Consider the following 25,420-nt stretch of genomic DNA (forward strand, 5'->3'; position numbering starts at 1 on the left):
TTTGTTCTTATAACCAACTTTCTAAAAATTATAATCGTACAACATAGTATATCATAGTACGCAACATTTAACTATAGACGTATTTTTCCTCAAATGCAGCCCTTCTTAAAGGCTTGTCATAATAATAGCCCTGAACGTATTTTACTCCCAGTCCCTTTAAAGCACTTAGCTGCTGTTTGGTCTCTATACCTTCCACGCATACCTCTGCACCTATAGTCTTGCCAAGCTGACTTATGGTCTTTATGAAAGCTTTGGAATAATCATCTGTTTCTATTCCCTTGGAGAAATTCTGGTCAACTTTGATAATATCAAAGGGCAGCGCTCTCAAACTGCTAAGTGCTGAATATCCCGTTCCAAAATCATCAAGTGCAAGCCTTACTCCAAGTGCTTTTATATCAAGAAGAGTCTGCTTGGTCCTTGCAAGATCATTTATAGCAAGTCTCTCAGTGAGCTCTAATATGAGATTCTGAGGTTTTAAATGGTTTTCTTCTATGCACTTTTTAATTACATCCACAATATCTGTCTGCATGATCTGAACTACGGAAAGATTTACGCTGACCGCAAACTCTCCTGTTCCCGATTCATTCCACTGTCTGCAGCATTCACAGGCTTTTTTCAGGACATAATTGCCAATAGGATTTATAAGTCCCAAATACTCCGCCAGAGGAACGAATTCATCAGGACTAAGGAATCCCAGTTTTTCACTGTTCCATCTGACAAGAGCCTCCGCTCCTATATGCTTATACTGACCGGTGCCGCTCTTAAGGTCAGAAGGCTGCATGATAATTGGCTGGAAAAATACTTCAAACTCATCACAGCTCTTTCCAATGGCATCATACATGCTCTTTTCAAGATCAAGTCTGTGGATAGAAGAAGAATCAATATTATCTGAGTACTCTGCCACGCGGTTTTTGCCGGATTTCTTGGCTTCATACATGGCAACATCAGATTTTCTGATAAGCTCAGATACACTATCCCCGTGATCAGGAAACTTCACAATACCCATACTCATAGTGCAGTAGTAATCACTGTCTTTAAGATACCAGGGCGTAGCAAAGGCATCCTTGATCTCCTCCATTATCTTATCAAGTCTGTCAAAACTATCAGGTGGAACGATGATGACAAACTCATCTCCGCCCATTCTGTAGCAGGAATTTCCGATACCCTCAATCCTGCTGATCGACTTGGAAATATCCTGCAAAAGAATATCGCCATACTGATGCCCCAAACTGTCATTTATATGCTTAAAGTCATCAAGATCAAGGTACATAAGCGCGCCGTGGGTATTATTCTGCCTTGCTTCATCCACATATCTGGCAAGGTCTTTTTCACAGCACATTCTGTTATAGAGACCTGTCAGGAAATCAGTATAAGCCTGAAGCTCAATCCTTCTCTGATATAACTTTTTCTCCGTTATGTCATACAAGGCGCAAAGAGATACAGGCCTTCCGTCAACCCACTTTATTCTTGTGTAGTAAACGTCGTACCATTTTCCTCTTGCCCTGTGATTAACTTCATAGTTACCGCTTCGGCTTCTTGACGGAATATTGGATTCAAAAAGATCCACAAGAGAGTTCTCACTTATTTCCCTGCTGAAGTTCTTTTTAAAGCTTCTGTTTGCAAACAGAAGAACTCCAGTTTCAATATCTCTTACATAAATGGAACTTCCCACATTATCAAGAACTGACTCAAGTGATGCAAAAGAGCTTGCAAGGGAGTTCTTTTGAAGTCTCTTGGTAATAATACTCTGGAGCACTCTTATAGCATCATTTATGTACTTGATGTCATCAATGGACCATATCCTTATTTCTCTGGTCTCTGCAAAGCACGCATAGAACAGGATAGCGCCGTTGACAATTATAGGCATGGCCACAAGTGCCTTTATTGACAGATTATCAAGCTGTTCCCTTTCACCTGCATTCATCTGGCTGTCGCTTGATACAACAACCGCTTTTTCAGAGCCAAGGAACCAGCATTTCTCCTGATCTGTCGTATCAGGAAACATCTTGGATACGCCTGCTGCCGTCCACTGAACTACAATATCCATCAGATGGCCATGATGGATCCTACAGGTGTATGCATTACTTACCTGAAGATACTCACAGAGTTTAGATAGCATATCCACCATTATCTCTTCAATCGAATCGTCACTATCAAGAAGGGATACTATCTCTGTCATGGTTTCAGCTCTTCTAAAGGAACTGGTCATCTCAAGCTCCTGCTTTTTACTGACCTTACTGCTGGCTTCAGCCATTGTTCTGGATGTTTCAATACCCAAAATCACACTAAGGGACTCTCTGAGAAGATCTAAAGTCTTATATAGTTTTCTTTCTGAAATCTGGTAAGCAAAGGATTCTAATGGCGGAACATGATAGAACTCTTTTTCATATTCTGCATCAGTAAGTACGCCGCATACGATCCACACAGCGGCAGTAGAATTATCATTTTTGACAGCAACAGCAGCGAGCTTTAAATTTGGAACCTCTGTGATCTCCACAGCCTGATCCTCAAGCTCGCTCTCGGATACACGCTTGAATATGTTGTGTATCCTTACTTCTGTCACGTATTTTTGAATTATTTTTATTTCTCTCGGATTACCTGAAAAATTACTTATAGGTACTTCATTAGTGTCAAGGCAAAAAGCATATATGCCAGCCATCTCACAGAATCTGTCCTGCCATGACTGGATCGAAGCGGCATTTTTTTGCGCAAAATCACCAAGGGCTCCGCTAAAATCCTTTAGAGAACCCATTTCACTGGCGTTTTTTGCTTCTGCTTCGTTAATAAACTCTTGCAAGTTTTCACTCCCGGAGATTATTTTTATCTATCAGATGCGCTGTAGTTAGGCGCCTCTTTTGTGATCTGAATATCATGAGGATGTGACTCACGAAGTGCTGCTGAAGTGATTTTTATGAATCTTCCGTTTTCCTTAAGCTCCTCAATTGTCTGACATCCGCAATATCCCATTCCTGAACGAAGTCCACCGATAAGCTGGAATACAGTATCTTCAACTGTTCCCTTGTATGCTACACGGCCTTCAACACCTTCAGGAACAAGCTTCTTGGCATCTTCCTGGAAATAACGATCCTTTGAACCGTTCTCCATTGCTGAAATAGAGCCCATTCCACGGTAAACCTTGTATTTTCTTCCCTGGAAAAGTTCAAACTCACCAGGTGCTTCGTCACAACCAGCAAACATTGAACCCATCATAACGATGTTTCCACCGGCTGCGATAGCCTTTGTAATATCTCCTGAGTACTTGATACCACCATCAGCGATGATCGGGATACCATACTCCTTAGCAACTGCATAGCAGTCCATGATAGCTGAGATCTGAGGAACACCAATACCTGCAACTACACGTGTTGTGCAGATAGAACCAGGTCCGATACCAACCTTGACAGCATCAGCACCAGCCTCGATGAGGTCTTTTGTTGCAGCGCCTGTTGCACAGTTTCCTGCGATAACCTGAAGATCAGGGAACTTCTCCTTGATCATTCTAAGGCACTTAAGAACGTTCTCTGAATGTCCATGTGCAGAATCAAGAACAACAACGTCAACCTTAGCATCCACAAGAGCTGCTACACGGTCAAGACAGTTTGCAGAGATACCAACACCGGCTCCGCATAAGAGTCTTCCCTGGTCATCCTTTGCAGCAAGAGGATACTTGATTGTCTTTTCAATATCTTTAATAGTGATAAGTCCTACAAGATTGTAGTCATCATCAACGATTGGGAGTTTTTCTTTTTTGGACTTGGCGAGGATACTCTTTGCTTCTTCAAGAGTGATACCCTCTTTTGCAGTAATGAGGTTTTCGCTTGTCATTACTTCCTTGATCTTCTTGGAGTAGTCTTTTTCAAACTTAAGATCTCTGTTAGTAATGATACCAACAAGCTTTCTGCCCTCTGTGATAGGTACACCTGAAATACGGAATTTAGCCATGAGTGAATCTGCATCTGCAAGTGTATGTTCCGGTGAAAGAGAAAATGGATCTGTGATTACGCCATTCTCAGATCTTTTAACCTTATCAACCTCTTCAGCCTGAGCTTCAATTGACATATTTTTGTGGATGATTCCGATACCACCCTGTCTGGCCATCGCAATAGCCATTCTGTGCTCTGTAACTGTGTCCATTCCTGCACTCATCATAGGAATGTTAAGTCTGATCTTTTTTGTAAGCCATGTTCCAACATCTACCTGATTAGGTATAACCTGTGAATAAGCAGGTACCAAAAGCACATCGTCAAAAGTAATTCCTTCACCAATTATCTGTCCCATTATAATCTCCCATTATCTATAAATCTTTTATTCAATTACAATCTTTAATTTAATCTGTAAAAACTTTTCTAGGTGCCACAGCCTTAACTGCTGCAACGAACTCTTCTGTTGGTTCAAATATTATCTTGTCTTTTCCATCGTAATAGATTGTGTATGTAGGATCCGGCTGTGCGTCCTTATTTTTTGATGAAAAATCTGATGTCTTGTATGTCTTATTCTTGAATTCGTCTAAATGATATGATCTGGATGGAGCCATTGCCTCAATGTGCTCAACTGAATAAGTACCCACATGCTTACGGGAACTTTTATTAAGAACTTTGTCTACTGAAATCTCTTTGTCACAATACTGATACTCGTACTCAATGTTTGCATTAAGTGCTGCGAAATGATAACCAAAACCTGCTGCCACGCAAAGTATAAGACCAATTATTCCAAAACCAAGCATGAAAGCTGCAATGAAGAAAACAACTGCAAAGAAAATGCTCAAATACTTGAGAAAAGTAATAACCGGCGATGCCTTACTTTCAACGAGGCATTCTACATAACTATTGTCGTTAACCATCTGTAAAACTACTCCTCCTGTTAGTCGCCATTTTTATCAAGTATCTTATATTCAAATTAATGCCATGTCAAGGGCAACCACGATTATTCTTATTGACATTGAAGGACATAAATTTGTATCATATGTGACAAGTGCTCTTAAACAAATTATTTTGTTCCTGCACACAGTCATCAATTCTATTATATACATTTTTACGAACAAAAAATATTATATTTCTGTTAATATTTTTTGATGCTCCGGAGGTTTTAAAATGTCAGTACATGAAGAGATCAGAGAACAGCAAAAGAAATTAAAAGGTCAGGGCATAAAGGCTCATCTGCAGTATTTTTGGGACTACTATAAAATACATACGATCGTCGCCTTAGCCGCCATCATATTTATAGTAGTTTTGGTAAAAGATGTTACAAACAATAAGCCTTACGCTTTTTACGCGCTAATGCTCAACAGCTATTCATCAAATGCAGAAGAAGTCCTTGAGAGTGAATTCACAGAATATGCCGGCATTGATACTACAACAAACAGTTGCTTTATAGACACTTCAGTTACATATAATACAGAAATAATTGATGAAGTAACGATTGCCACCAGCCAGAAGATCATGGCAAATCTCTCAGCTGCAGAGCTTGATTCCATGGCAGCTGATAAGAACACCTTTGCATATTACGCACATCAGGATATATTCACGGATCTCAGGACTATATATGATGAGAATTTCCTTAATGAATATGCCGATAAGCTTTTCTATGTAGACAGAGGTCTTGTGGATTACATCGCATCTGATGCTTACCAGGATTTTCTTATGAATGGCTCCTACGATAAAAACAATAAGTACGCAGTCATGGCTGCTGATATATATGCAACAGGCCAGTATCCTGATACTCCTGTAAATGAAATGGATAACCCTATCCCCGTAGGAATCATTATTGATGATTCAAGTGTTATAACAGACAACAGTCTCTATCAGGGTACAACACCTGTAGTCGGTATAATCGCCAACACAACCCGCCTTGATAACGCAAAACTTTTCATTGAATATCTTCTAAAATAAATAAGTATATTTTATATTTGTCACATCGATTAAAAAATCAATAAAGTAAGTAAAGCCTTGTTTTCTTTCATGGTAATTGTTCATGAAAAAACAAGGCTTTTTATATTAGCTGATCTCTATTGATCATGCAAAATTGCTCTATACTCAACTGCTCTATTCATAGCTATAGATTTTATTGAAACAAATGAATTGTTTTTTACAAAGCCGTACGCCACCATTGACTGAATCTGAGGAAAACGCCTTGTCAGCTTTGCCGACGGTGAGGATGATGGGAACAGTAATTCGATATATTCATACACCGTCGGAAGGTGCATTTTACCGTTTTCCTCAGCCCCGTCAATGGCACGCACCTTCGGTGTGGCTGGATATAAGCGCCTCGGGCTCTGAATCCGAGAACAGTAGGGGCGGCTGCTTTCAAGTCCCTCTGGCCCCGAATCTAGGAACAGCAGATGTGGCTATTTTCAAGAATGTGTAGGGCTATATTCCCGCGGTTCCCCATGTAATGAGAGCGGAGTGCTGTTTTGGGCATATAGCTCGTTTTCAATAGCTCAGCCACCTGTAATGAAACCGTATTTGGGCTCATAGCCGGATATCAGACTTGCAGCCACCTTTTAACGGGTGGCTAGAGTCTTGCAATCAGCCTATATGCCCATTTGAACTTTCACGAGGGGTGGCTGGAAGCTTTAAAAAGCGCTATATGCCCAGAAGAATTATTTCCATTTACATGGACTGTTATATGGACAGTTATACGGACGGAATGATATGGATTGAATGAGCATAATGCTTCATATAAATCATTACAACTGCTAGCTGGTGGCGATTCAAACATTGTTTATATGTGGGATCATTTCGGGGATTAGCTGCGATGTAGGATAAAAAAGATAGATTTGTAAAACTTATCCCATCCTATCACAGTCGATTTTCAGAGTCGTAGGATAAAACATGAAATTCTATCGAAGTTATCCCACATTTTCAGCCTTCTGAACACTGCGCTTTACCAGAAAGTAGGATAAAACTTGAAAGAAACATCGATTTATCCTACAAGCCAGCAGAATTGTTAACAAAAATGATAAGACGAGTGGGATAAAAAGAAAAAAATTCAAACACTTATCCTATGCATGCGCAAAATCCACTATCAGGATGGTTAAATCCGAGGATAAAAAGAAAAATATTTAAGCAATTATCATCCCCCACGAATTGTCGCAGCCGCCTCTACTGTTCCTGGATTCAGAGCCCGAGGCACTTGTACCCAGTCACACCGAAGGTGCATGCCATTGACGGGTTCTGAGGAAAACGCTACAATGCTGAATCCGACGGTGCATGAATGTAATTACTGTTCCCATCATCCTCGCCGTCGGCACGCAGACCAAGGCGTTTTCCTCAGGTTCAGTCAATGGTGGCGGTCGCCTGAAAAGCAAGTTATTTAATCTCTAGTTTATCGTCATACAGTTTATTTTGTAATATAATTGTATTAACAATTTTTTCACCTAGTCCGAAGGCAGGATAAAGCATGTCAAAAGAAAAAACAAAAAACAAAAAATCATTGAAAAGACAGGCTTTACAACTGATTTTTGTCAGTGTTCTTTTGCTGCAATTTATAACCGTACTGGTATGTTCTCGTTTTTTCCTGAAATCCACAGTAAGAAATCATAAAATATTTTATGAAAAGCTTGCCGCATACGTACAGTCTGAACTGGATATGGAGTATGTGGAAAAAATATTCCGTGAAACAAAAGAAATATATGAAAAAATCCCTGAAGAAAATCGTAAGGATCCATTTGCCGATGATTATAAGGAATATTTTATTCCTCTTTTGGATGACGACTTTTTTCAAGCAAGGAAAGTTCTGACTAACTGCAGGGAAGCCACTGATATTATTAATATAAGTCTCACATTCTATGACAGAGAAAATGTAAGGCTTGTTCTTGTTGTAGACGGAGACAAGTCCGGATACGCCTACCTCCCCGGGCAATATATCTCTAATGATAACGGTGTAGTAGAAAGCTGGGATGAGATTCAAAAAACAATAAGTTCAGATTCTTACATGCCTCTAAGCCATACTTCACTGCTTGGCTACTCTGCAACTGACTATGAGCCGCTGTATGGTCCGGACGGAACTATGATCGGATTCACAACACTTGATATAAGTCTCAACGTTCTTTCCGATAATTTATTTCTTTTCCTTACAATGTTTGTACCTACTATTCTTGCGCTATTCCTTATTCTTTCAATTATCCTTTCAAGAAGTATAGATATAAGGATAATCTCACCTATTCACTTGCTTGTAAAAGCTGCCAGAAGTTATACCGAAAGGGATAAGGTCTCCGAAGAAGAAAGCTCTGTCTTTTTTGGAAATGTAAATATTCACTCCTCTGATGAATTGGCCGAGCTTCGCGATACCATGGCTGATATGGAGCAGAATATCAACAGATCCATGAAAGAAATCAGACTTGTCAGCGCTGAAAAAGAGCGAATCGCAGCTGAGCTTGATATCGCTGCCCAGATTCAGCAGTCAGCACTGCCCACAGACTTCTCCATAAATGAAAATGTAGATCTGTGTGCCTCAATGACCCCTGCAAAAGAAGTTGCAGGAGACTTCTATGACTTCTTTATGATCGACGAGGATCATCTTGCCATGATCATAGCCGATGTATCCGGAAAAGGCGTACCTGCGGCCCTCTTTATGATGAAAGGAAAAGAACTCCTTAAGATCAGAGCCGAGAAAGGTGGAAAACCATCAGAAATACTTGGATATGTCAACAATGCTCTCGCAAAAGGTAACGACAATGCCATGTTCATAACTGTCTGGCTTGGAATACTTGAAATAAGTACAGGTATAATTACTGCCTCTAATGCTGGGCACGAATACCCATTTATTGCCGATGAAAATCAGGTCTTTAGCATATATAAAGACCCTCACGGCGCTTTTTGCGGTGCCTTTGAGGGCCTTGAATACGAAGACTATGAGATTAAAATCACGAAAGGCGGAGGCATATTCCTCTACACCGATGGCGTTGCCGAAGCTAAAAGAGCTGATGATAAGATGTTCGAGACAGATCGCATTGAAAGCTGCCTAAACGCTCATAAAGGCTCATCTTCTCAGGAGCTACTGACCGCTATCACCGAAGCTATCAACGACTTCACCTCAGGCGAAGAGCAATACGATGACATTACTATGCTGTGCCTTTTACTAAAGTAATGCCGTCTTTGATAAGCCAACACCAGCATTAAGCCAATCCATTTTCACAATTATTCCCAGGCTTTTACTTCCCACCTGTAAAGTAGTCGTCATTCTTACCGGGGTTACTCTTCGGCCCCATTGGTTTTGGAGCATTTTTAAGATGCTCCATCATTTTTTTATATTCCTCAGAATCGACACCGCCTGACACAAATTCAAGGTCATTATCAGAAATCTTTTTCATTTCCATCTCCTTATTAGCCATAATAATTACCTCCATCGTAACTTTTTTGGTTACCATTATATACGAGGCATTTTCCTCTATACTGTGCCTTATTCTAATGTAAAGCACGCCACTTACGCCAGTCCTGCGCCTTCATTCTCACCCTCTTTATTCTTAAGGGCACTAAAACAGTCATTGCCGCCAGGACTATTCTTTGGTGCCAGTGCATCCGGTATTCTCTTCATCTTTGCATTGTTATTAAGGATAGTCTCCATACCGACTCCGCCGGTAACATATTCAAGATTACTATCAGAAATAACTTTCTTATCTATATCCATATTATTCATGATCTTTACCTCCATCATATCTTTGTTTCTGTTACCATTATATACGAGCCATTTTCCTACATGGCAAAAAAGAATCATAAAAAAGTATTACCAATTTATAAACAAAAACTTCCCTTGCAGCCGCGGGGCGGCTACAAAGGAAGTCTATTTTTACAAAATGTCTCAGACCTGTGTTGTTACAAAGATGTCGTAGATGGCGCTTATGGCTTTTTCAAAGTCGCGGGTTTCTACGCCGATGATGATGTTAAGCTCTGATGAGCCCTGGTCGATCATACGGACGTTTACGCTGGCATGTGCAAGTGCTGAGAAGATTCTTCCGGCAGTGCCTCGTGTTGATTTCATGCCGCGGCCTACTACTGCGATGAGTGCAAGGTCTGATTCGATCTCGAGCATGTCAGGTCTTGCAAGTCTGTGAATCTCTGATACTACTGCCTGCTCTTTTTCAATGAACTCATCCTGCTGAACAAATACTGTCATAGTATCAATTCCTGATGGAACATGCTCAATTGAAATATTCTGATCTTCAAATGCCTGAAGTACTTTTCTTACAAAGCCAACCTCAGAGTTCATCTGATCCTTTAAGATATTTACGCAGCAAAAACCTTTTTTGCCGGCAATACCGGTGATAACATATTTGGACTTTTTAGCTGTTGACTCTACAATCCATGTTCCTGGATCCTCAGGCTTATTGGTATTTCTGATATTGATCGGGATTCCTTCTTTTCTGACAGGGAAGATTGCATCTTCGTGAAGAACTGAAGCACCCATGTATGCAAGCTCTCGAAGCTCTGTGTAAGTTATTGTCTCGATGTGCGGTGGCTTCTCAATGATCCTTGGATCAGCAACCAAAAATCCTGATACGTCTGTCCAGTTCTCATAGACATCTGCCTTTATGGCCCTTGCTACGATAGAACCTGTAATATCTGAGCCTCCTCTTGAGAAGGTCTTGATGCTTCCATCAGGATAAGCTCCATAAAAGCCAGGGATAACAGCCTTTGGAGATTTCTCAAGCTTTTTGGCCATCTGCTTGTTGGTCTTTTCTCCATCGAACTCTCCGTTCTTATCAAAAGATACTACTGTTGCAGCATCAATAAATTCATAGCCAAGGTATGCAGCCATGATAATACCGTTCAAGTACTCGCCGCGGCTTGCAGCGTAGTCCTTTCCGGCTGCTGCCTTAAAGTTCTTTTCTATGGTCTTAAACTCGTTTGAAAGGTTGAGCTTGAGTCCAAGTCCTTTTATGATCTCATCATATCTTGCTTTGATGTCTGATAGCTGTTTTGAAAAGTCTTTTCCTGCCTCTGCAAGAGCATATGTCTTGTAAAGCATATCCGTAACTTTAGTGTCCTTGGAATTTCTTTTTCCTGGTGCTGAAGGAACCACATAAACCCTGTCAGGATCAGACTTTATGATATTTCCTACTTTTTCAAACTGTTCGCTGCTGGCAAGTGAACTTCCGCCAAATTTAACTACTTTTTTCATAATATTCTCCTAAAAAATAATAGCTATTTTTAATACATTCTTATATAACCTTTAACACTATCAAGCTTCCAAAGCTTCTCTTCAAAATCCTTTTCAGAAATAAGATCTGTAACAAATGCAAATTCACCGGAAATGCTGTTTCTTTTTACAACGTCGATATCTGATCCAAAGAGCTCAATTGCCTGGTCCTTAAGGGATTCAGAAACTCTCACAAAGAATCTTCTGACAGCGTTGTCCTTTGAAGTGAGCTTAGCCTTTTCAGAATTCATGTTAACTTCGATATGTTTGCCCTTATGCTTGACCATATCGATAACATCGGCAACTACAGCGCTTGCTGTGGCGTTTTTACCTGCGCCCTTTCCATAGAACATTACATCACCCAGCATGTTTCCATGAACATTTATCGCATTAAATACACCATTAACATTGGCAAGCGGATGCTCATAAGGAATAAGGAATGGCGCAACAATAGTAAAGAAGCCATTCTCATTTCTTTTACACATAGCAAGGAGCTTGATGGCCATATTAAGTGCACGCGCATACTCAAAATCTTCAATTGAGATGTGTGTGATGCCCTCAGTGTAGATATCTTCATAATCCACATGTTTGCCACTCATAAGGCTTGAAAGGATGGCAATCTTACGGCATGCATCATATCCTTCTACATCAGCTTCAGGATTTCTTTCTGCATATCCCTTTTCCTGAGCCTTTTTAAGGACTGTTGCAAAGCCTACTCCCTCTTTATCCATCTTGGTAAGAATATAGTTTGTAGTGCCGTTTAAGATACCTGTAATTGAGTCAATCTTCTCATGCTTAAGGGAATCATTTATTGAACGAAGAACCGGTATTCCACCACCCACACTTGCTTCAAAAAGATAGCTTACTCCATTTTTCTTTGCAAGCTCCACAAGTTCCGGTCCATGAGCTGCAACAAGCTCCTTATTGGATGTGCATACACATTTGCCCTTGGAAAGAGCCTGTTTTTCAAAAGTAAATGCGGGTTCAATACCACCCATGGTCTCGCAAATAACGTCTACTTCAGGATCATCCAAAATAGTATTGATATCGTGAACTACCTGTGATTCATGCTTATCCCCAGGGAAATCGCGCAAATCAAGAATATACTTAAGTTCTATCTTTTCACCGGCGCTTTTTGCAACTTCATTTGCATTAGTATCCAATACTTCAACTACGCCGCTACCAACTGTGCCATATCCTAATACTGCTACTTTTGCCATGTCTTCCTCCAAAATTGTATCTATTATGTAAAAGTTGCACTTCGTCCCGTAATGTGTACCTTGTGGACTCCGTCAGCTTTTTCCATCTTATTTATCATGTCCATGATATCTCTTGTGGTGGGAAGGACCTGAATAGTTATAGAAATGGATGCCACACCATTAAGTGGGATTGATTGATGAATCGTAAGTATATTGGCTCCAAACTCAGCGATGAGTCCAAGCACATAAGATAACAGCCCCACCTCATCATTCATCTGGAAAGTGAGTGTCAGGGTAGTTCCCTGCAGGCTATCGTGGAATTCATAGATATCTTCTTTATATTTGTAAAAAGAACTTCTGCTGATTCCGACTCTGTCAGCAGCTTCATTTACAGTTTTTACTTTACCGGATTCCAGAAGCTTTTTGGCATCTACAACCTTTAAAAGCACCTCTGGCACCGCTTGCTTTTTAATTACATAAAAACCGGTATCCTGCTCCATTTTCCTTCTCGCTTACATTTTTTAATATTTGTTTTTCTACCACGGACATTTGTATGTACTGGAAAGAATTTTAGCACATTAAAGTTTTAAAGACAAGAGGCAAAATTAAATTTTTAGTTTTTTTACTTCAAAGAATCAAGCTTTTCTTTATTTATCTTTCCTTCAGCTATTGTGCCATTAACCCAGAGCTTGAGTGCCTCAACTGTAGCATCTATATGTTCAAGCTGCTTCTGGATATTTGCAAAATCTTCAAGCTCGTCATCAGATATCTGTCCATCGGCTGTTATCTCTATGAGTCTGTCTTTCTGACGTTCAAGCGAATTGAGAGATGAAAGCATTCCAAGTACTATCTCTGAAAGTGATGATATTTTTACCTCAGGCACAGATGTCTTTCCAATAGCACATTCATGAGTGCAGTAATAATTACAAAGATCAGGTCTCTTATAGGCTTTGGCCATAAGAACAACGTCCTCAGGATATATATTTGTTTTGCCTGTTTCCATCTTCTCAAGACTGCTCTCTGAAATGCCTTCCATAAGTTCACTGGCCTGAGCTCTTGACAATCCAAGATTATCCCTGCATTCAAAGTAAATGTTTTTATTTTCCTTAATAGATCTTTTTCCCATATAAACCTCCAACTAACACACTGCTTGAATCCATTTCTACTAATTCTACAATACATCTTAGCCCATGTCACCACTTACAGACGCAATCTCACTTATTTCGTATCTTTTTTCACATATTAATGCAGAAAGCCATGACACGGGGAATGTCATGGCTTCCTAAACGCTTATAAAAGGAAAGAGTAAAATATGAAGATAAACTTATAAAAAATAAGTCACCTCATCAAATTAAAACAACGAATTGTTGTACAAAAAATCAACCTTTTACTGCTCCAGCTGAAACTCCTCCTACAATATACTTAGAAAGGATAAGGTATATTACGATAACAGGGAAAATAGATGCTGCAATCATAATGTATATCTGACCCATATCAAATCTAAGCCAGTCAGCTCCTCGAAGCTGAGCGATCATAACAGGCAAAGTCTTCTTTGTGTCTGTATGTAAGATAAGAGCTGGTGTGAAGTAGTTATTCCAGCTACCTACAAAGCTGAATATCATCTGAACGCTGATAGCAGGCTTTATAAGCGGAATAATAATTGTGTTAAATGTTCTGAACTCACCTGAGCCGTCAATTCTCGCCGCCTCAACCAGTGATAATGGAAGGTTACTCTCCATGTACTGTTTAAGGTAGAAATAAGTAATAGGTGAAGCAATTGCCGGTAAGATAAGTGGAATAATTGAGTCATCCAGTTTCATTCTGTTAATGAGCTGTAAGAAACCAAGTGCTGTAACCTGTCCAGGAATCATCATAATTGCCAGGATGAATGCAGCAATCGCATCTCTTCCTTTAAATCTGTATGTATTAATCGCATATGCTGTCATAGCTGAGAAGTATACGCAAAGAATACTTGTACAAACTGAAACTGTAATACTGTTTGCAAAACCTCTTGCAATAGGAATAGTTCCTGTTATAAGGCTATTCCAGTTATCTAAAAGATGTGTGCTTGGAAGAACTGTAAATCCAAGTGTCATCTCTGAATGTGATCTTGTTGAATTAATAAGCAATATATAAAACCAAATGAGACATAAGAATGAGAAGAAAACAAGCACAATATATGCAATAGTTCTTCTTGCTCCTATAGGAAGTCCATGGGTTTTAGCCGCTGTCTGATTTTCCATAATCCCTTTTCCTCCTTAGTCTTTGTCCTTTGAGCTGTTAATTCTAAATACAACCAGACTCAAAATACCAGTTACTATGAATAAGAATACTGACAAGGCACCACCACGGCCAACGTCCTTACTTGTAAGGTATCTGTTGAGCAACATGATAACTGTGGTAAGAGAATCTGTAGGATTACCTCTACCATTTGTCAGGATCTGAGGAACATCAAACATCTGCAGACCACCGATAAGAGATGTTATAAGTACATATGTGAAAATAGGCTTAAGGATAGGCATTGTGATCTTAAAGAATACCTGTGAAGCTGTTGCCCCATCCACCTGCGCTGCCTCATAAAGTGAAGCATCAATACCAAGCATTCCAGCCATCAAAAGAATTGTTGTATTACCGAACCACATAAGGAAGTTCATAAGCATTACAAGAGCTCTTGATGCAACTACGTACTGGAAAAATTTAAATGGTTCTTTAATAAAACCAACGCTTAAAAGAATCTGATTTACAGGGCCTGAATCTGAGAACAAAGCAAAGAACAACATAGAGAATGCTGATGCCATGATCAGGTTAGGCATGTAAATTACTGTCTTGAAGAATCTCTGTCCCTTAAGACGAAGAGATGGATCAGAGAACCAGTAAGCAAGTAAAAGAGCTATAGTGATCTGTGGAATAAAACCACCAACCCACATGATCAGTGTATTTATCAAATATTTCCAAATTTCCGGTGAGTTAAGAAGATTAATATAGTTGTTGATTCCAACAAAGTTAGGTCCTATCTGCTTAAGACCGGAACGATAATTTTCAAAGAAACTGTTATAAATTGTTGAACATAGTGGAATTAAACTAAAAATTACATATGTTACAAAGAATGGTATAAGAAAGATGTATCCCCATCTGTTAAACTTAACCACGTTAGAATTGGACTTCTTTTTGTCCATACTCCCGTACCTCCGCGATATTTTACTCTTTAAACCCAAAGCGTTTTAAAGAATTGCCTGCCGGCGAACCGGCAGGCAGTTTATTAGGCAATAATCTTAAGAATGATTATCTTGTAAGTTCAGGATATCTCTGAAGTGCTAATGTGTAGAACTGCTCAAGAGCTTCATCATATGTAGCGAAGTTGCCGTTGATGTAGTCGCCCATAGCTGTCTGGAAGTCACCAAGAAGACCCTGATCATAAGCTGTAAGGTTAGCCATATCGATGTTATCAGCACCAGCGCAGAACATCTTAAGAGGGTTCTGTCCGCCAAGAACTGCATTTGAGTATGATGTATCAGCTGCAAGACCTTCCATAACTGGTCTGTTGTTTACGAAATCATTGTCCTTAAGAACGATGTCCTTCATAACTTCTGGATCGCATGTCATCTTTCTCATGATATCTGCTACAAGGTTAGCATTATCTGTTCCAGCTGCTGCGCAGATCCATGTACCGCCCCAATAGAAGCCCTGAGGTCCTTCTGTAGCAGCCCAGCCGCCATCATGTGCAACAGAACCTTCTACATCAGCTGCCATACAGAAATCGATAAGCCAAGCTGGTCCAAAGTAAGCAAATACCTTTCCTTCAGGATAGAAGCCCTTGTTCCAGTCTTCGCCCCACTGTCCCCAAGTGTTGCAGTAGCCAGCGTCAGCAAGTTTCTTAGAATCTTCAACCCATTTCTTAAGGTTGTCATCAACCTGGATCTTTGTTCCGTCTACCCAAGGAAGTTTAGCATTGTTCTGATATACACGGAATGTATCAGCTGTTGAAGAAATTACATCGTAGCCAGCCTTATCAAGTTCGCCTGCTGACTCAAAGAACTTATCCCAATCTGAGAACTTAGCCTGGATATCTGCAGGTTCGTCTGTTCCGAATACTTCTTTTGCAATTGCTCTGTTGTAGATCATAACGCCAGGGCAGCCCTGCCATGATGTTCCCTTAAGAACTCCGTTAGAATCTGTAACAACTGCCTGTGTGTATGCATACTGATCCTTAAGATCATCATCTGTGATTCCAAGATCCTTTACAGGAAGTGTGTAATCTGTATCTGTGTACTTAACAGCGTAGTCAGCTTCTACAAGGAAAAGGTCAACCTTATCATCTGCTGCTGCACTATCCTGTGCAAGAAGAAGCTCATCAAGTCTGTTCTGGTAAGCGTTCTCTTCGTTAGGAGTAATGAGCCAGTTAACTGTTACATCACCGATCTTACCTGTTGTTCCATCGATTACCTCATATCCTGGATAGTGATCTGTAAGACGAGACTTAAACTCTTCGTTCCATGCTGAAATGTTAAGAACTTTTCCCTCATCTGCTGGTAATTCAGCAGCTGCTTCTGTTGTTGCCTCAGCTGCAGGTGTCTCTGCTGCTGGAGCTTCTGTTGTTGTCTCAGCTGCAGGTGTCTCTGCTGCTGGAGTCTCTGTTGTAGTAGCTGTGCTACCGCATGCTGAAAGCATACCTGCTACCATAGTTGTTGAAAGTAACAATCCAAGTACTTTCTTCTTCATAACTAATGTACCTCCCTTTTATATGAGTGTTTTTTAGTATTATCTAAAACGGCTTTGCCGTCTTAAACCTTATTTAACTGTTTCAATACGCCCTACGGACTCACCCTTCTCAAGAGTCCCTTCTATAACTATCTGCTCGATCAGCGTTCCTTTCGGATTATTTATCAGATCAATCAGCTTGGCTGCTGCTGTCCTTCCAATTTTGTCTGTATTCTGAACTATTGTTGTCATCAAAGGACTTATTCGCCTTGCCAGCTCAATTCCATCATAACCGGCAATGGAAATATCTTCCGGGATGCGCAAGTTCCTCTCTCTGACTGCATTAAATCCGCCAAACGCTGCAAAGTCATCAGGATAAAGAATACATGTCGGTGGATCAGGAAGATCAAGAAGCTTTTTGGTAGCTTCATAAGCCTTCTCAGTATCTCTGTAAGGACTTCCCACAATATATTCATCCGGAACGTTTATACCAAGTTCCTGCAATGTATTGTAGAAACTTGCCAATCTGCTCTGTGTAACGGCGGTATTTTCATAACCGTGTACATAAGCTATCTTCCTATGTCCCATTTCATATATATAAGTAACTAAATCCTTAATACCTTTTATATTGTCAGACATGATCGATATTCTATTGAAGAAAGAGTGGTCGATAGTGACAACAGGAATGTTGCTCTTAATAAGCTCATCCACTTGCGGATCTGAAAAATCAACACAGGCAATTACCACACCGTCAAATCCTCTGTAGATTGCGTGAGATAAATAGCTCATATTGTTGCGGGTCTTATCACCATTAATAAAGGTGATATCGAAACCTTCCTGCTCCGCTTTCTTTTTGAAACTATCAAGAACATGTGAAAAGTAATCATGCGTAAGGCCGCTGTTTGCCTCATCAACAAAAAGGACTCCTATGTTATTGGTTCTGTTTGTCTTGAGCGCCTGGGCCGCAGCATTGGGATGATACCCAAGCTGTTCAGCGATTTCTCTGACACGTTCTTTTGTTTCTTTACTTATATCACTATGATCATTAAGGGCCTTGGAAACGGTCGCAACCGACACTCCGCAAGCCTTAGATATGTCTTTGAGTGAAACCATTCTCTTTGTCATTTGTACCTTTTCACATACACTTAATCGTTTTCGTGATTTCAATATACATCATTTTGACTTTCAAATCAAGTATCATTAATACTTTTTTGTGCACATTATATAATTTTGTTTGTTTTTTACAAATTCATTATCGCTTTTTCATACATTATTCTGAACTTGTACATAGTTTGTTCATTTTTGATTTAAACGTTTTCGATATAATTCAGGTTCTACGCTTCTTTTGTGGAAACGATTTATCTATTTTAATTACCCTTAGGTTTTGTGCGGCATTCAGGTGAATCTTTTTTCGATTTTTTCTATTGCATTCCATCAACTTGCCATATATAATGTCACTAGGAAATTATCTTAAACGTTTAAGTATTAGGAGGTCGATATGAAATACGGTTACTTTGACGACGCAGCTCGTGAATACGTCATCACTACCCCAAAGACTCCCCTTCCCTGGATCAACTACCTCGGGAATAAAGAGTTCTTTTCACTAATATCCAACACTTGTGGCGGTTATACATTCTATAAGGATGCCAAGCTTTTAAGACTCACAAGATATCGCTATAACAACGTGCCTTATGACAACAATGGTAAATACTTCTATATTAAAGATGTAACAGATGCCGCTAACACTGTTGTATGGAATCCGGGTTGGCAGCCGGTCAAGACAAAGCTTGACAGCTACGAATGTCGTCACGGCCTTGGATATAGCAAGTTCACATCATCCAAAAATGATGTTGAAGCAAAGCTTTTAACATTCGTTCCTATGAATGACAACTGTGAGATTTCAAAGCTCACTATCACAAATAACAAGAGCACAGCAGCTAAATTGTCACTCTTTTCTTATGTAGAATGGTGCCTTTGGAATGCTGACGATGATATGAAGAACTTCCAGAGAAACCTTAGCACAGGTGAAGTTGAAGTTATTGACGGCGGATCTTTTATCTTCCACAAGACAGAGTACAGAGAGCGTCGTAACCACTATGCTATCTACGGTGTAAATGCTAAAGTTGATGGATTCGACACTAGCAGAGATGCTTTCCTTGGTGCATACAACGGCCCTGACAGCCCTGATGTAGTTGCAGAAGGAAAGGCAACAAACTCAGTTGCAAGCGGATGGTCTCCTATTGCATCTCAGCAGATCAACCTTGAGCTTGCTCCTGGCGAGTCCAAGACTTTCATCTTTACACTCGGTTATATCGAGAATCCTGAAGATGATAAATGGGAAGCTCCTTCTGTTGTTAATAAAAAACCTGCATTCAAGATGCTTGACAGCTACAAGACAGAGGAAGCTGTTGATAAAGCTCTTAAAGAGCTTTGTGATTACTGGGATAACCTCCTTGGAATCTACCATATTTCTTCTAAGAATGAGAAGGTTGACAGAATGGTCAACATTTGGAACCAGTATCAGTGCATGGTTACATTTAACATGTCACGTTCTGCTTCCTATTATGAGTCAGGAATCGGCCGTGGAATGGGCTTTAGAGATTCATGTCAGGATCTTCTGGGCTTTGTTCACCTTATTCCGGACAGAGCAAGACAGCGTATAATTGATATCGCTTCTACTCAGTTCCAGGATGGTAGCGCATATCATCAGTATCAGCCACTTACCAAGAAGGGTAACTCCGATATCGGATCTGGCTTCAATGATGATCCACTCTGGCTCATTGCAGGAACAAGCGCATATGTGAGAGAGACAGGTGATCTTTCTATATTAAAAGAGATTGTGCCTTTCGATAACGATATGAGTGTTGCAAAGACACTTATGGAACACTTAAAGTGCTCACTTAACTTCACTATCACTCACAAGGGACCTCATGGACTTCCTCTTATCGGAAGAGCTGACTGGAACGACTGCCTGAACCTCAACTGCTTCTCAGAGCACCCAGGTGAATCATTCCAGACATTCGGACCTTCTGAAGGACCTGTTGCAGAATCTGTATTCATTGCCGGAATGTTCGTTAAGTACGGTGAAGAGTACGCTCAGCTCGCTGAACTCTTAGGCGATGATGCTGAAGCAAAGCGCGCAAGAGACGAAGTTAAAAAAGTTTATGACGCTGTGCTCGATGCAGGTTGGGACGGCGAATGGTTTGTTAGAGCATATGATGCTTACAGCAACAAAGTTGGTTCAAAAGAATGTGAAGAAGGTCAGATCTACATCGAGCCTCAGGGCTTCTGCGTTCTCGCAGGAATCGGTGTTAAGGAAGGCCTTGCAGCTAAGGCTCTTAAGAGCGTTGAAGAAAGACTTGATACCAAGTATGGCGTAATGATCCTTCAGCCTGCTTACACAAAATATCACCTTGAACTTGGTGAAGTAAGCTCATATCCACCGGGATACAAGGAAAACGCAGGTATCTTCTGTCACAACAATCCTTGGGTTTCTATTGCTGAGACAGTTCTTGGCCACGGAAACAGAGCTTTTGAGATCTATAAAAAGACATGTCCTGCTTATATTGAAGACATCAGCGATGTTCACTGCACTGAGCCTTATGTATATTCTCAGATGGTTGCAGGAAAAGATGCTAAGTTCTTCGGACAGGGTAAGAACAGCTGGCTTACAGGTACTGCTGCCTGGACATTTGTTAATATCTCACAGTACATCCTTGGTGTATATCCTACTCACAACGGTCTTTCAATAAACCCTTGTGTACCTGAGGACTTTGGTGACTTTACACTCACAAGAAAGTACAGAGATGCCGTTTATACAATCGATGTTAAGACAAATGGTTCACAGAGCGGAGTTAAGAAGCTCACTGTAAATGGCAAAGAGATTGAAGGAACTGTAATTCCTTACGAAGCAGGAGTAAAAGAATACAAAGTTGAAGTTATCATGTAATCTTATTTCATAAAAACTATCGACCACAAAACTTAATTTTCATAAAAAAATTATACTTTTTTATACCTCTTTTAAGAAGTGCCTAAAAGCCGCATGAATTCTGATTCAAAACAGATTTGTGCGGCTTTTTGCATATCGACTTTATCTACTTTTTTTTGATAAAATTACTTCGCCGATAAGTTATCAGGAGGGGTAGTATGGTAACACATGACGATTCTTTTGTAAGCGGATTTAAGGTCTACAATGGCTTAACTTCTTTTGATGATGACTCTTTTGAAAAAGAGCTTACTAAGTGTGAATCTTTAGGACTGAAACCGGAGGTCCTTCGCAAATATAATTTCAACGCACTTCAGCTTGCAGAGATCAGAAAAGGTCTGGAAGCTGATATTGATGTAAAAAAATATCTGAATCCCAAATTATCCTGGCTCGAAATGGAGGAAATGCGTCTTGAAGCTATTCAGGGAATAGACATGACCTCCTATCGTGAGCAGAACTTTAACAGCAGTCAGATATACCAGATAAGGCGCGGCATTTATGAAAATGTCGATGTATCTCTTTATGCAAAAAAAGAATTTCTTGCTGAACAGATGAAGCAAATAAGAAAAGGTCTTGTTTTCTCTAAAAATTTCCCGGTGATCTTCTATCTCGATCCTGAATTTGATTTTCTTCAGATGAGAGAAATAAGAAAGGGCCTTGAAGCACAGATCGACGTTGCAGATTACGCTCACGTTGATATTCCTTACCTCAAAATGCGTGTTGTCCGCGAAAGCGCTGAAGATGGATTTTTCCTCACTGAAGAACAGATCAAGAATTATTCCTATGGAATCCTGGACCAGCTCCATAAGGCTTTCCTTGATGGCGTTGATCTTACAGATTATATTGCCCAGAAATATGACGCAGACCAGTTGGAGGAAATCCGCTCTGCCCTTGTTGAAAACCTCCCGATCGATGATTATATTTCGCCGGATATCAGAAGTGATGCCATCCACGAAATACGTCTCGGCATAGAAAATGGTGTCATTGTAGACCAGTATGCAAATGTTGCCTTTAACTGGCAGCAAATGCGTGAGATGCGACTTGGTCTAGAGCACGGCATTGATATTACGCCTTTATGCCAGCCACTTTACTGGGCAGACCAGATGCACGAGCTAAGGCTCGGCCTTGAGGAAGGCATTGATATATCCAAGTATTCATCAATGATGTACACAGCAAAAGACATGCGCCGTGTCCGTCAACAGTTGATGCTTGGCACTTTTGTTGATAAAGCGGATGCTACTTTAAAAGCCAAAGAACCTGCCGCAAAAAGTAGTAAAGAAGAAGTCCTTCTCTATATGCTTGAGCATAAGGATGACTTTATTTCTTTTACCCACGAAAGAATGCTGTGCTGGTTCAAGCCGATAGATGTCCCGCAGATAAAAGAGTATACCGAAGATATCATCATGAGTTTTCTGACAAAATGCGGTATTTCTTTTGGTATAAACAGGCAGGAAATAAAAAGGATCGCAAAAGAAGGAAAAACAGGCAAAGAACAACTGGTTGCATCCGGAATTGATGCCGTCAACGGAAATGACGGCTACTACGAGTACTTTTTTGACCTGCCAAAAGAATGCGAGCTGTCTGAAAATGAAGATGGAACCGCTGATTTTTCAAATTTAGACTCTCTGATAAAAATAAATGTAGGCGATGTAATTGCCAAATATCACCGCTCTACCCTTGGTACGGACGGCTTTGACGTATTCGGAAAGAAGCTCTTTGCCAAAAAAGGCCGTGAGATTCCTATGCTAAAAGGCGCAGGTTTCATGGTATTAAACGACAAAGTTACTTATGTTTCCAGATATACCGGCGCTCTCTCAATGCACGATGGCAATATATTCATAAAGAAAATTCTTGTAATGAGTGAAGTTAAGATTACAGACAAGGTCGTAAGATACGATGGAACTGTGTTCATTACAGGTGATGTCAACTCAGGTTCAGAGATCCGTGCATCAGGAGATATTGTCATAAGTGGCCACATGGAGAGCTCTCTTCTTGTAAGCGGAGGAAATGTCTCCATTAAGGGCGGCGCCACATGCCCTGTCCGCGGAGGTATTGACGCAAAAGGCAATGTATCTGCCAAATTCCTGGAGGGTGTGAAAGTTAATGCCATGAATGTCTATGCCAACTCTTTTGTAAACTGCAATATTCTCGCAAAAGGAATAGTAAAGACTTTTGGAAAAGACGGAGTAATATACGGCGGAACAACACAGAGCTTTTTAGGTATTGAAACGGCCAACCTAGGAAGTAAGGGCGGCGCTAAAACCATAGTAAGTCTTGGAGCTGTTGACAATCTTTATGCTGACCATATGCAGAGAAAAAAAGAGCTTGAAAGAGACAACGAAGAGCTGCAGACTCTTGAAACAGAAAAGATAAGACTCAATGAGCTTGGCGTAAAAAACAGGGAAATGCTCCAATGGAAAATCAGGATAAGTGCAGCTGTCGATGTAAAGAAAAAAATGATAAATGAGCGTATTGCTGAAATAAAAGCTATTGAAGAGACGCTAAATAAAAGTGCGAAAGCAACAGCTTCTATCAGCAACCATATATATGCAGGTGTTATTTTTGTTATCGGTGGGGTTATCCACAAAATTGATCAGGATAAGCCACTTTACTCCACAACTACGGTAAGAGTAGACGGCAAACGCGAGAATATAATTATTGTTTAATTTTTTGGTCATTTCTTTTTAAGTTAAATTTTAGGTTCAAGCTCCATAATGCATGCATAAACAAAAAGCAAATCATTTAGGAGATTACTTAAGATGAAAAAGAATTATGTCAAAAAACTGATATCTACTGCAGCTATAACAGTAATGTGCGCATCACTTGCTGCCTGCGGTCAGGAAAGTACAGTTTCAACTCAGGATGCCCAGGCTGAAAGCAGTGTTGAAGCACCTGCAGAAGCTGGTGAAAAAGACATGGCTCAGGGCGAAGCGCCTGCAGATAATAAGGAAGGTGAAAAGCCTGAAGGCGAAGCACCTGATGGAGAAAAGCCTCAGGGCGAAGCGCCAGACGGAGCACCTGGCGGCGGCCCCGGAGGAGAAGGCGGTGGTGGCTTTGGCGGCGGAAGCAGCAGCGCTGATATAGATTATTCAGGTGCAGTTGAGATCACATCAGCCGACTCTCAGGATTCAAAGACATATTCAACAAGTACAGTTGATCAGAGTGCTCTTTTGATCGCAACTTCTGAAGACGTAACAATAACTAATCCAACTGTAGAAAAGACAGGAGATTCAGACGGTGGCGACAACTGTAACTTCTATGGACTTAACGCTGCTGTCCTTGTAAAAGACGGATCAACAACTACTATTACAGGTGGAACTATCACTTCTGACGCAGACGGCGCAAACGGCGTATTTTCTTACGGCGGTAACGGCGGACAGAACGGCGCTTCAGGAGATGGCACAACAGTTATCATTTCAGATACATCCATTACAACAACTGGTGACGGTTCAGGCGGTATCATGACAACAGGTGGCGGTATAACAAAAGCTTCCAACCTCACTGTTGAGACCTCAGGCCAGTCTTCTGCTGCTATCAGAACTGACAGAGGAGGCGGAACTGTTACAGTAGATGGCGGAACTTATACAACAAACGGACTTGGATCACCTGCAATCTACTCAACTGCAGATATCACCGTTTCTAACGCAACACTCACTTCAAATCTTTCAGAGGGTGTATGCATAGAGGGTATAAACTCCATTACACTTAACGATTGTGACATGACCGCAAATAACACTGACACTAATGGTAATGCGACATTCTACGACACTATTATGATCTACCAGTCAATGTCAGGTGATGCAGACAGCGGAACATCTACATTCACAATGAACGGCGGCTCACTTACAAGTAAAAATGGTCACGTATTCCACGTTACAAATACAAACGCAGTTATCAATCTTTCAAGCGTAAGCATCAACAACAAAGATTCAGATAACATCCTTCTTTCTGTATGTGCAGACGGATGGACCGGCGACAATAATATAGCTACACTTAATGCAGATGACCAGATTCTCTCCGGAACAATTCTTGTTGGAGACGATTCTGAATTCACACTAAACCTCACAAACGGATCAACCTTTGAAGGAGCTATCGACGGTAACATAACAAACGCAGACGGCGAGACAGTGTCAACAAAGGTCGGCACAGTATCAGTAAGTATCGACTCAAGCAGTACCTGGACACTTACCGCTGACACTTATATCACATCCTTCGACGGCGACGCATCAAGCATCATCAGTAATGGCTACACTCTTTATGTAAATGGCACCGCATTAACAGGCACAAAATAAAATCTAAAACTCCCGCGCCCTGTGGCTCAATTAGAGCCCTACGGTGTAGGGAGTTTTTTTGCATAGATTTGTGAATTACGCTGGGGATTTGCGCAAAATTTGCCATTTTA

General features: G+C 40.6%; 18 protein-coding genes. 5 read left to right on the forward strand and 13 right to left on the reverse strand.

The features are described 5' to 3' along the window. Positions 1–67: 67 nt before the first annotated feature. From C4S54_RS05180 to C4S54_RS05190, 3 genes are read right to left on the reverse strand one after another with little or no spacing between them, the layout of a single operon-like run. On the reverse strand, positions 68–2,797 hold the full coding sequence (locus tag C4S54_RS05180; RefSeq protein ID WP_242973744.1) for a putative bifunctional diguanylate cyclase/phosphodiesterase: 2,730 nt from the start codon (positions 2,795–2,797) through the stop codon (positions 68–70). A 23-nt stretch (positions 2,798–2,820) separates the two neighbouring features. Then, positions 2,821–4,278 carry an IMP dehydrogenase gene (guaB, locus tag C4S54_RS05185; RefSeq protein WP_103868592.1) on the reverse strand — a complete coding sequence of 486 codons (1,458 nt, stop codon included), beginning with the start codon at positions 4,276–4,278 and terminating at the stop codon, positions 2,821–2,823. Between the two features lie 49 nt (positions 4,279–4,327). Then, positions 4,328–4,840 carry a DUF6106 family protein gene (locus tag C4S54_RS05190; protein ID WP_022773860.1) on the reverse strand — a complete coding sequence of 171 codons (513 nt, stop codon included), beginning with the start codon at positions 4,838–4,840 and terminating at the stop codon, positions 4,328–4,330. Between the two features lie 250 nt (positions 4,841–5,090). Here C4S54_RS05190 and C4S54_RS05195 point away from each other — a divergent pair, with 250 nt between their 5' ends. Next, positions 5,091–5,888 carry a hypothetical protein gene (locus C4S54_RS05195; protein WP_103868593.1) on the forward strand — a complete coding sequence of 266 codons (798 nt, stop codon included), beginning with the start codon at positions 5,091–5,093 and terminating at the stop codon, positions 5,886–5,888. Positions 5,889–7,596: 1,708 nt separating this feature from the next. Next, a complete protein-coding gene (locus C4S54_RS05205) occupies positions 7,597–9,087 on the forward strand; it encodes a PP2C family protein-serine/threonine phosphatase (RefSeq protein WP_160110685.1) in 1,491 nt (496 codons plus the stop codon). A 64-nt stretch (positions 9,088–9,151) separates the two neighbouring features. Here the strand turns inward: C4S54_RS05205 and C4S54_RS05210 are convergent, their stop codons facing one another. From C4S54_RS05210 to C4S54_RS05255, 10 genes are all read right to left on the reverse strand, one after another. Continuing rightward, positions 9,152–9,331 (reverse strand): hypothetical protein, encoded by a 180-nt coding sequence (locus C4S54_RS05210; RefSeq protein ID WP_103868596.1) that lies wholly within the window; start codon positions 9,329–9,331, stop codon positions 9,152–9,154. A 92-nt stretch (positions 9,332–9,423) separates the two neighbouring features. Then, the gene (locus C4S54_RS05215; RefSeq protein WP_146059963.1) at positions 9,424–9,636 is read right to left on the reverse strand and encodes a hypothetical protein; all 213 of its coding nucleotides are present in this window, start codon (positions 9,634–9,636) and stop codon (positions 9,424–9,426) included. 162 nt (positions 9,637–9,798) lie between these two features. After that, positions 9,799–11,118 carry an aspartate kinase gene (locus C4S54_RS05220; RefSeq protein WP_103868598.1) on the reverse strand — a complete coding sequence of 440 codons (1,320 nt, stop codon included), beginning with the start codon at positions 11,116–11,118 and terminating at the stop codon, positions 9,799–9,801. A 29-nt stretch (positions 11,119–11,147) separates the two neighbouring features. Further along, positions 11,148–12,356, reverse strand: a complete 1,209-nt coding sequence (locus tag C4S54_RS05225; RefSeq protein WP_103868599.1) for a homoserine dehydrogenase — start codon at positions 12,354–12,356, stop codon at positions 11,148–11,150. Positions 12,357–12,379: 23 nt separating this feature from the next. Continuing rightward, complete coding sequence (locus C4S54_RS05230; RefSeq protein ID WP_022773851.1) at positions 12,380–12,835, reverse strand: ACT domain-containing protein; 456 nt, start codon at positions 12,833–12,835, stop codon at positions 12,380–12,382. 122 nt (positions 12,836–12,957) lie between these two features. Beyond that, positions 12,958–13,461 (reverse strand): helix-turn-helix domain-containing protein, encoded by a 504-nt coding sequence (locus tag C4S54_RS05235; protein ID WP_103868600.1) that lies wholly within the window; start codon positions 13,459–13,461, stop codon positions 12,958–12,960. Between the two features lie 253 nt (positions 13,462–13,714). Next, on the reverse strand, positions 13,715–14,578 hold the full coding sequence (locus C4S54_RS05240; RefSeq protein WP_103868601.1) for a carbohydrate ABC transporter permease: 864 nt from the start codon (positions 14,576–14,578) through the stop codon (positions 13,715–13,717). A gap of 15 nt (positions 14,579–14,593) precedes the next feature. Next, the gene (locus C4S54_RS05245) at positions 14,594–15,511 is read right to left on the reverse strand and encodes a carbohydrate ABC transporter permease (RefSeq protein WP_103868602.1); all 918 of its coding nucleotides are present in this window, start codon (positions 15,509–15,511) and stop codon (positions 14,594–14,596) included. Positions 15,512–15,617: 106 nt separating this feature from the next. Next, a complete protein-coding gene (locus tag C4S54_RS05250) occupies positions 15,618–17,054 on the reverse strand; it encodes an ABC transporter substrate-binding protein (protein WP_103868603.1) in 1,437 nt (478 codons plus the stop codon). A 69-nt stretch (positions 17,055–17,123) separates the two neighbouring features. Beyond that, positions 17,124–18,146, reverse strand: a complete 1,023-nt coding sequence (locus tag C4S54_RS05255; protein ID WP_026663828.1) for a LacI family DNA-binding transcriptional regulator — start codon at positions 18,144–18,146, stop codon at positions 17,124–17,126. A gap of 385 nt (positions 18,147–18,531) precedes the next feature. Here C4S54_RS05255 and C4S54_RS05260 point away from each other — a divergent pair, with 385 nt between their 5' ends. The 3 genes from C4S54_RS05260 (at position 18,532) to C4S54_RS05270 (ending at position 25,310) form a co-directional block, all read left to right on the forward strand. Beyond that, complete coding sequence (locus tag C4S54_RS05260; RefSeq protein ID WP_103868604.1) at positions 18,532–20,982, forward strand: GH36-type glycosyl hydrolase domain-containing protein; 2,451 nt, start codon at positions 18,532–18,534, stop codon at positions 20,980–20,982. Between the two features lie 197 nt (positions 20,983–21,179). Next, complete coding sequence (locus tag C4S54_RS05265; RefSeq protein ID WP_103868605.1) at positions 21,180–23,684, forward strand: DUF342 domain-containing protein; 2,505 nt, start codon at positions 21,180–21,182, stop codon at positions 23,682–23,684. Positions 23,685–23,777: 93 nt separating this feature from the next. Further along, positions 23,778–25,310: a hypothetical protein gene (locus tag C4S54_RS05270; protein WP_103868606.1), complete on the forward strand. Its 1,533-nt coding sequence runs from the start codon at positions 23,778–23,780 to the stop codon at positions 25,308–25,310. Positions 25,311–25,420 lie beyond the last annotated feature (110 nt).

The organism is Butyrivibrio sp. Su6, assembly GCF_900108105.1.
In the GTDB taxonomy this organism is placed as follows: domain Bacteria; phylum Bacillota; class Clostridia; order Lachnospirales; family Lachnospiraceae; genus Butyrivibrio.

Coding starts and splice junctions, on each gene's coding strand:
- C4S54_RS05265 (WP_103868605.1), top strand. CDS start 21,180: ATGGTAACACATGACGATTCTTTTGTAAGCGGATTTAAGGTCTACAAT.
- C4S54_RS05230 (WP_022773851.1), bottom strand. CDS start 12,835: ATGGAGCAGGATACCGGTTTTTATGTAATTAAAAAGCAAGCGGTGCCA.
- C4S54_RS05235 (WP_103868600.1), bottom strand. CDS start 13,461: ATGGGAAAAAGATCTATTAAGGAAAATAAAAACATTTACTTTGAATGC.
- C4S54_RS05240 (WP_103868601.1), bottom strand. CDS start 14,578: ATGGAAAATCAGACAGCGGCTAAAACCCATGGACTTCCTATAGGAGCA.
- C4S54_RS05215 (WP_146059963.1), bottom strand. CDS start 9,636: ATGAATAATATGGATATAGATAAGAAAGTTATTTCTGATAGTAATCTT.
- C4S54_RS05260 (WP_103868604.1), top strand. CDS start 18,532: ATGAAATACGGTTACTTTGACGACGCAGCTCGTGAATACGTCATCACT.
- C4S54_RS05195 (WP_103868593.1), top strand. CDS start 5,091: ATGTCAGTACATGAAGAGATCAGAGAACAGCAAAAGAAATTAAAAGGT.
- C4S54_RS05245 (WP_103868602.1), bottom strand. CDS start 15,511: ATGGACAAAAAGAAGTCCAATTCTAACGTGGTTAAGTTTAACAGATGG.
- C4S54_RS05225 (WP_103868599.1), bottom strand. CDS start 12,356: ATGGCAAAAGTAGCAGTATTAGGATATGGCACAGTTGGTAGCGGCGTA.
- C4S54_RS05270 (WP_103868606.1), top strand. CDS start 23,778: ATGAAAAAGAATTATGTCAAAAAACTGATATCTACTGCAGCTATAACA.
- C4S54_RS05210 (WP_103868596.1), bottom strand. CDS start 9,331: ATGGCTAATAAGGAGATGGAAATGAAAAAGATTTCTGATAATGACCTT.
- C4S54_RS05255 (WP_026663828.1), bottom strand. CDS start 18,146: ATGGTTTCACTCAAAGACATATCTAAGGCTTGCGGAGTGTCGGTTGCG.
- guaB (WP_103868592.1), bottom strand. CDS start 4,278: ATGGGACAGATAATTGGTGAAGGAATTACTTTTGACGATGTGCTTTTG.
- C4S54_RS05190 (WP_022773860.1), bottom strand. CDS start 4,840: ATGGTTAACGACAATAGTTATGTAGAATGCCTCGTTGAAAGTAAGGCA.
- C4S54_RS05250 (WP_103868603.1), bottom strand. CDS start 17,054: ATGAAGAAGAAAGTACTTGGATTGTTACTTTCAACAACTATGGTAGCA.
- C4S54_RS05220 (WP_103868598.1), bottom strand. CDS start 11,118: ATGAAAAAAGTAGTTAAATTTGGCGGAAGTTCACTTGCCAGCAGCGAA.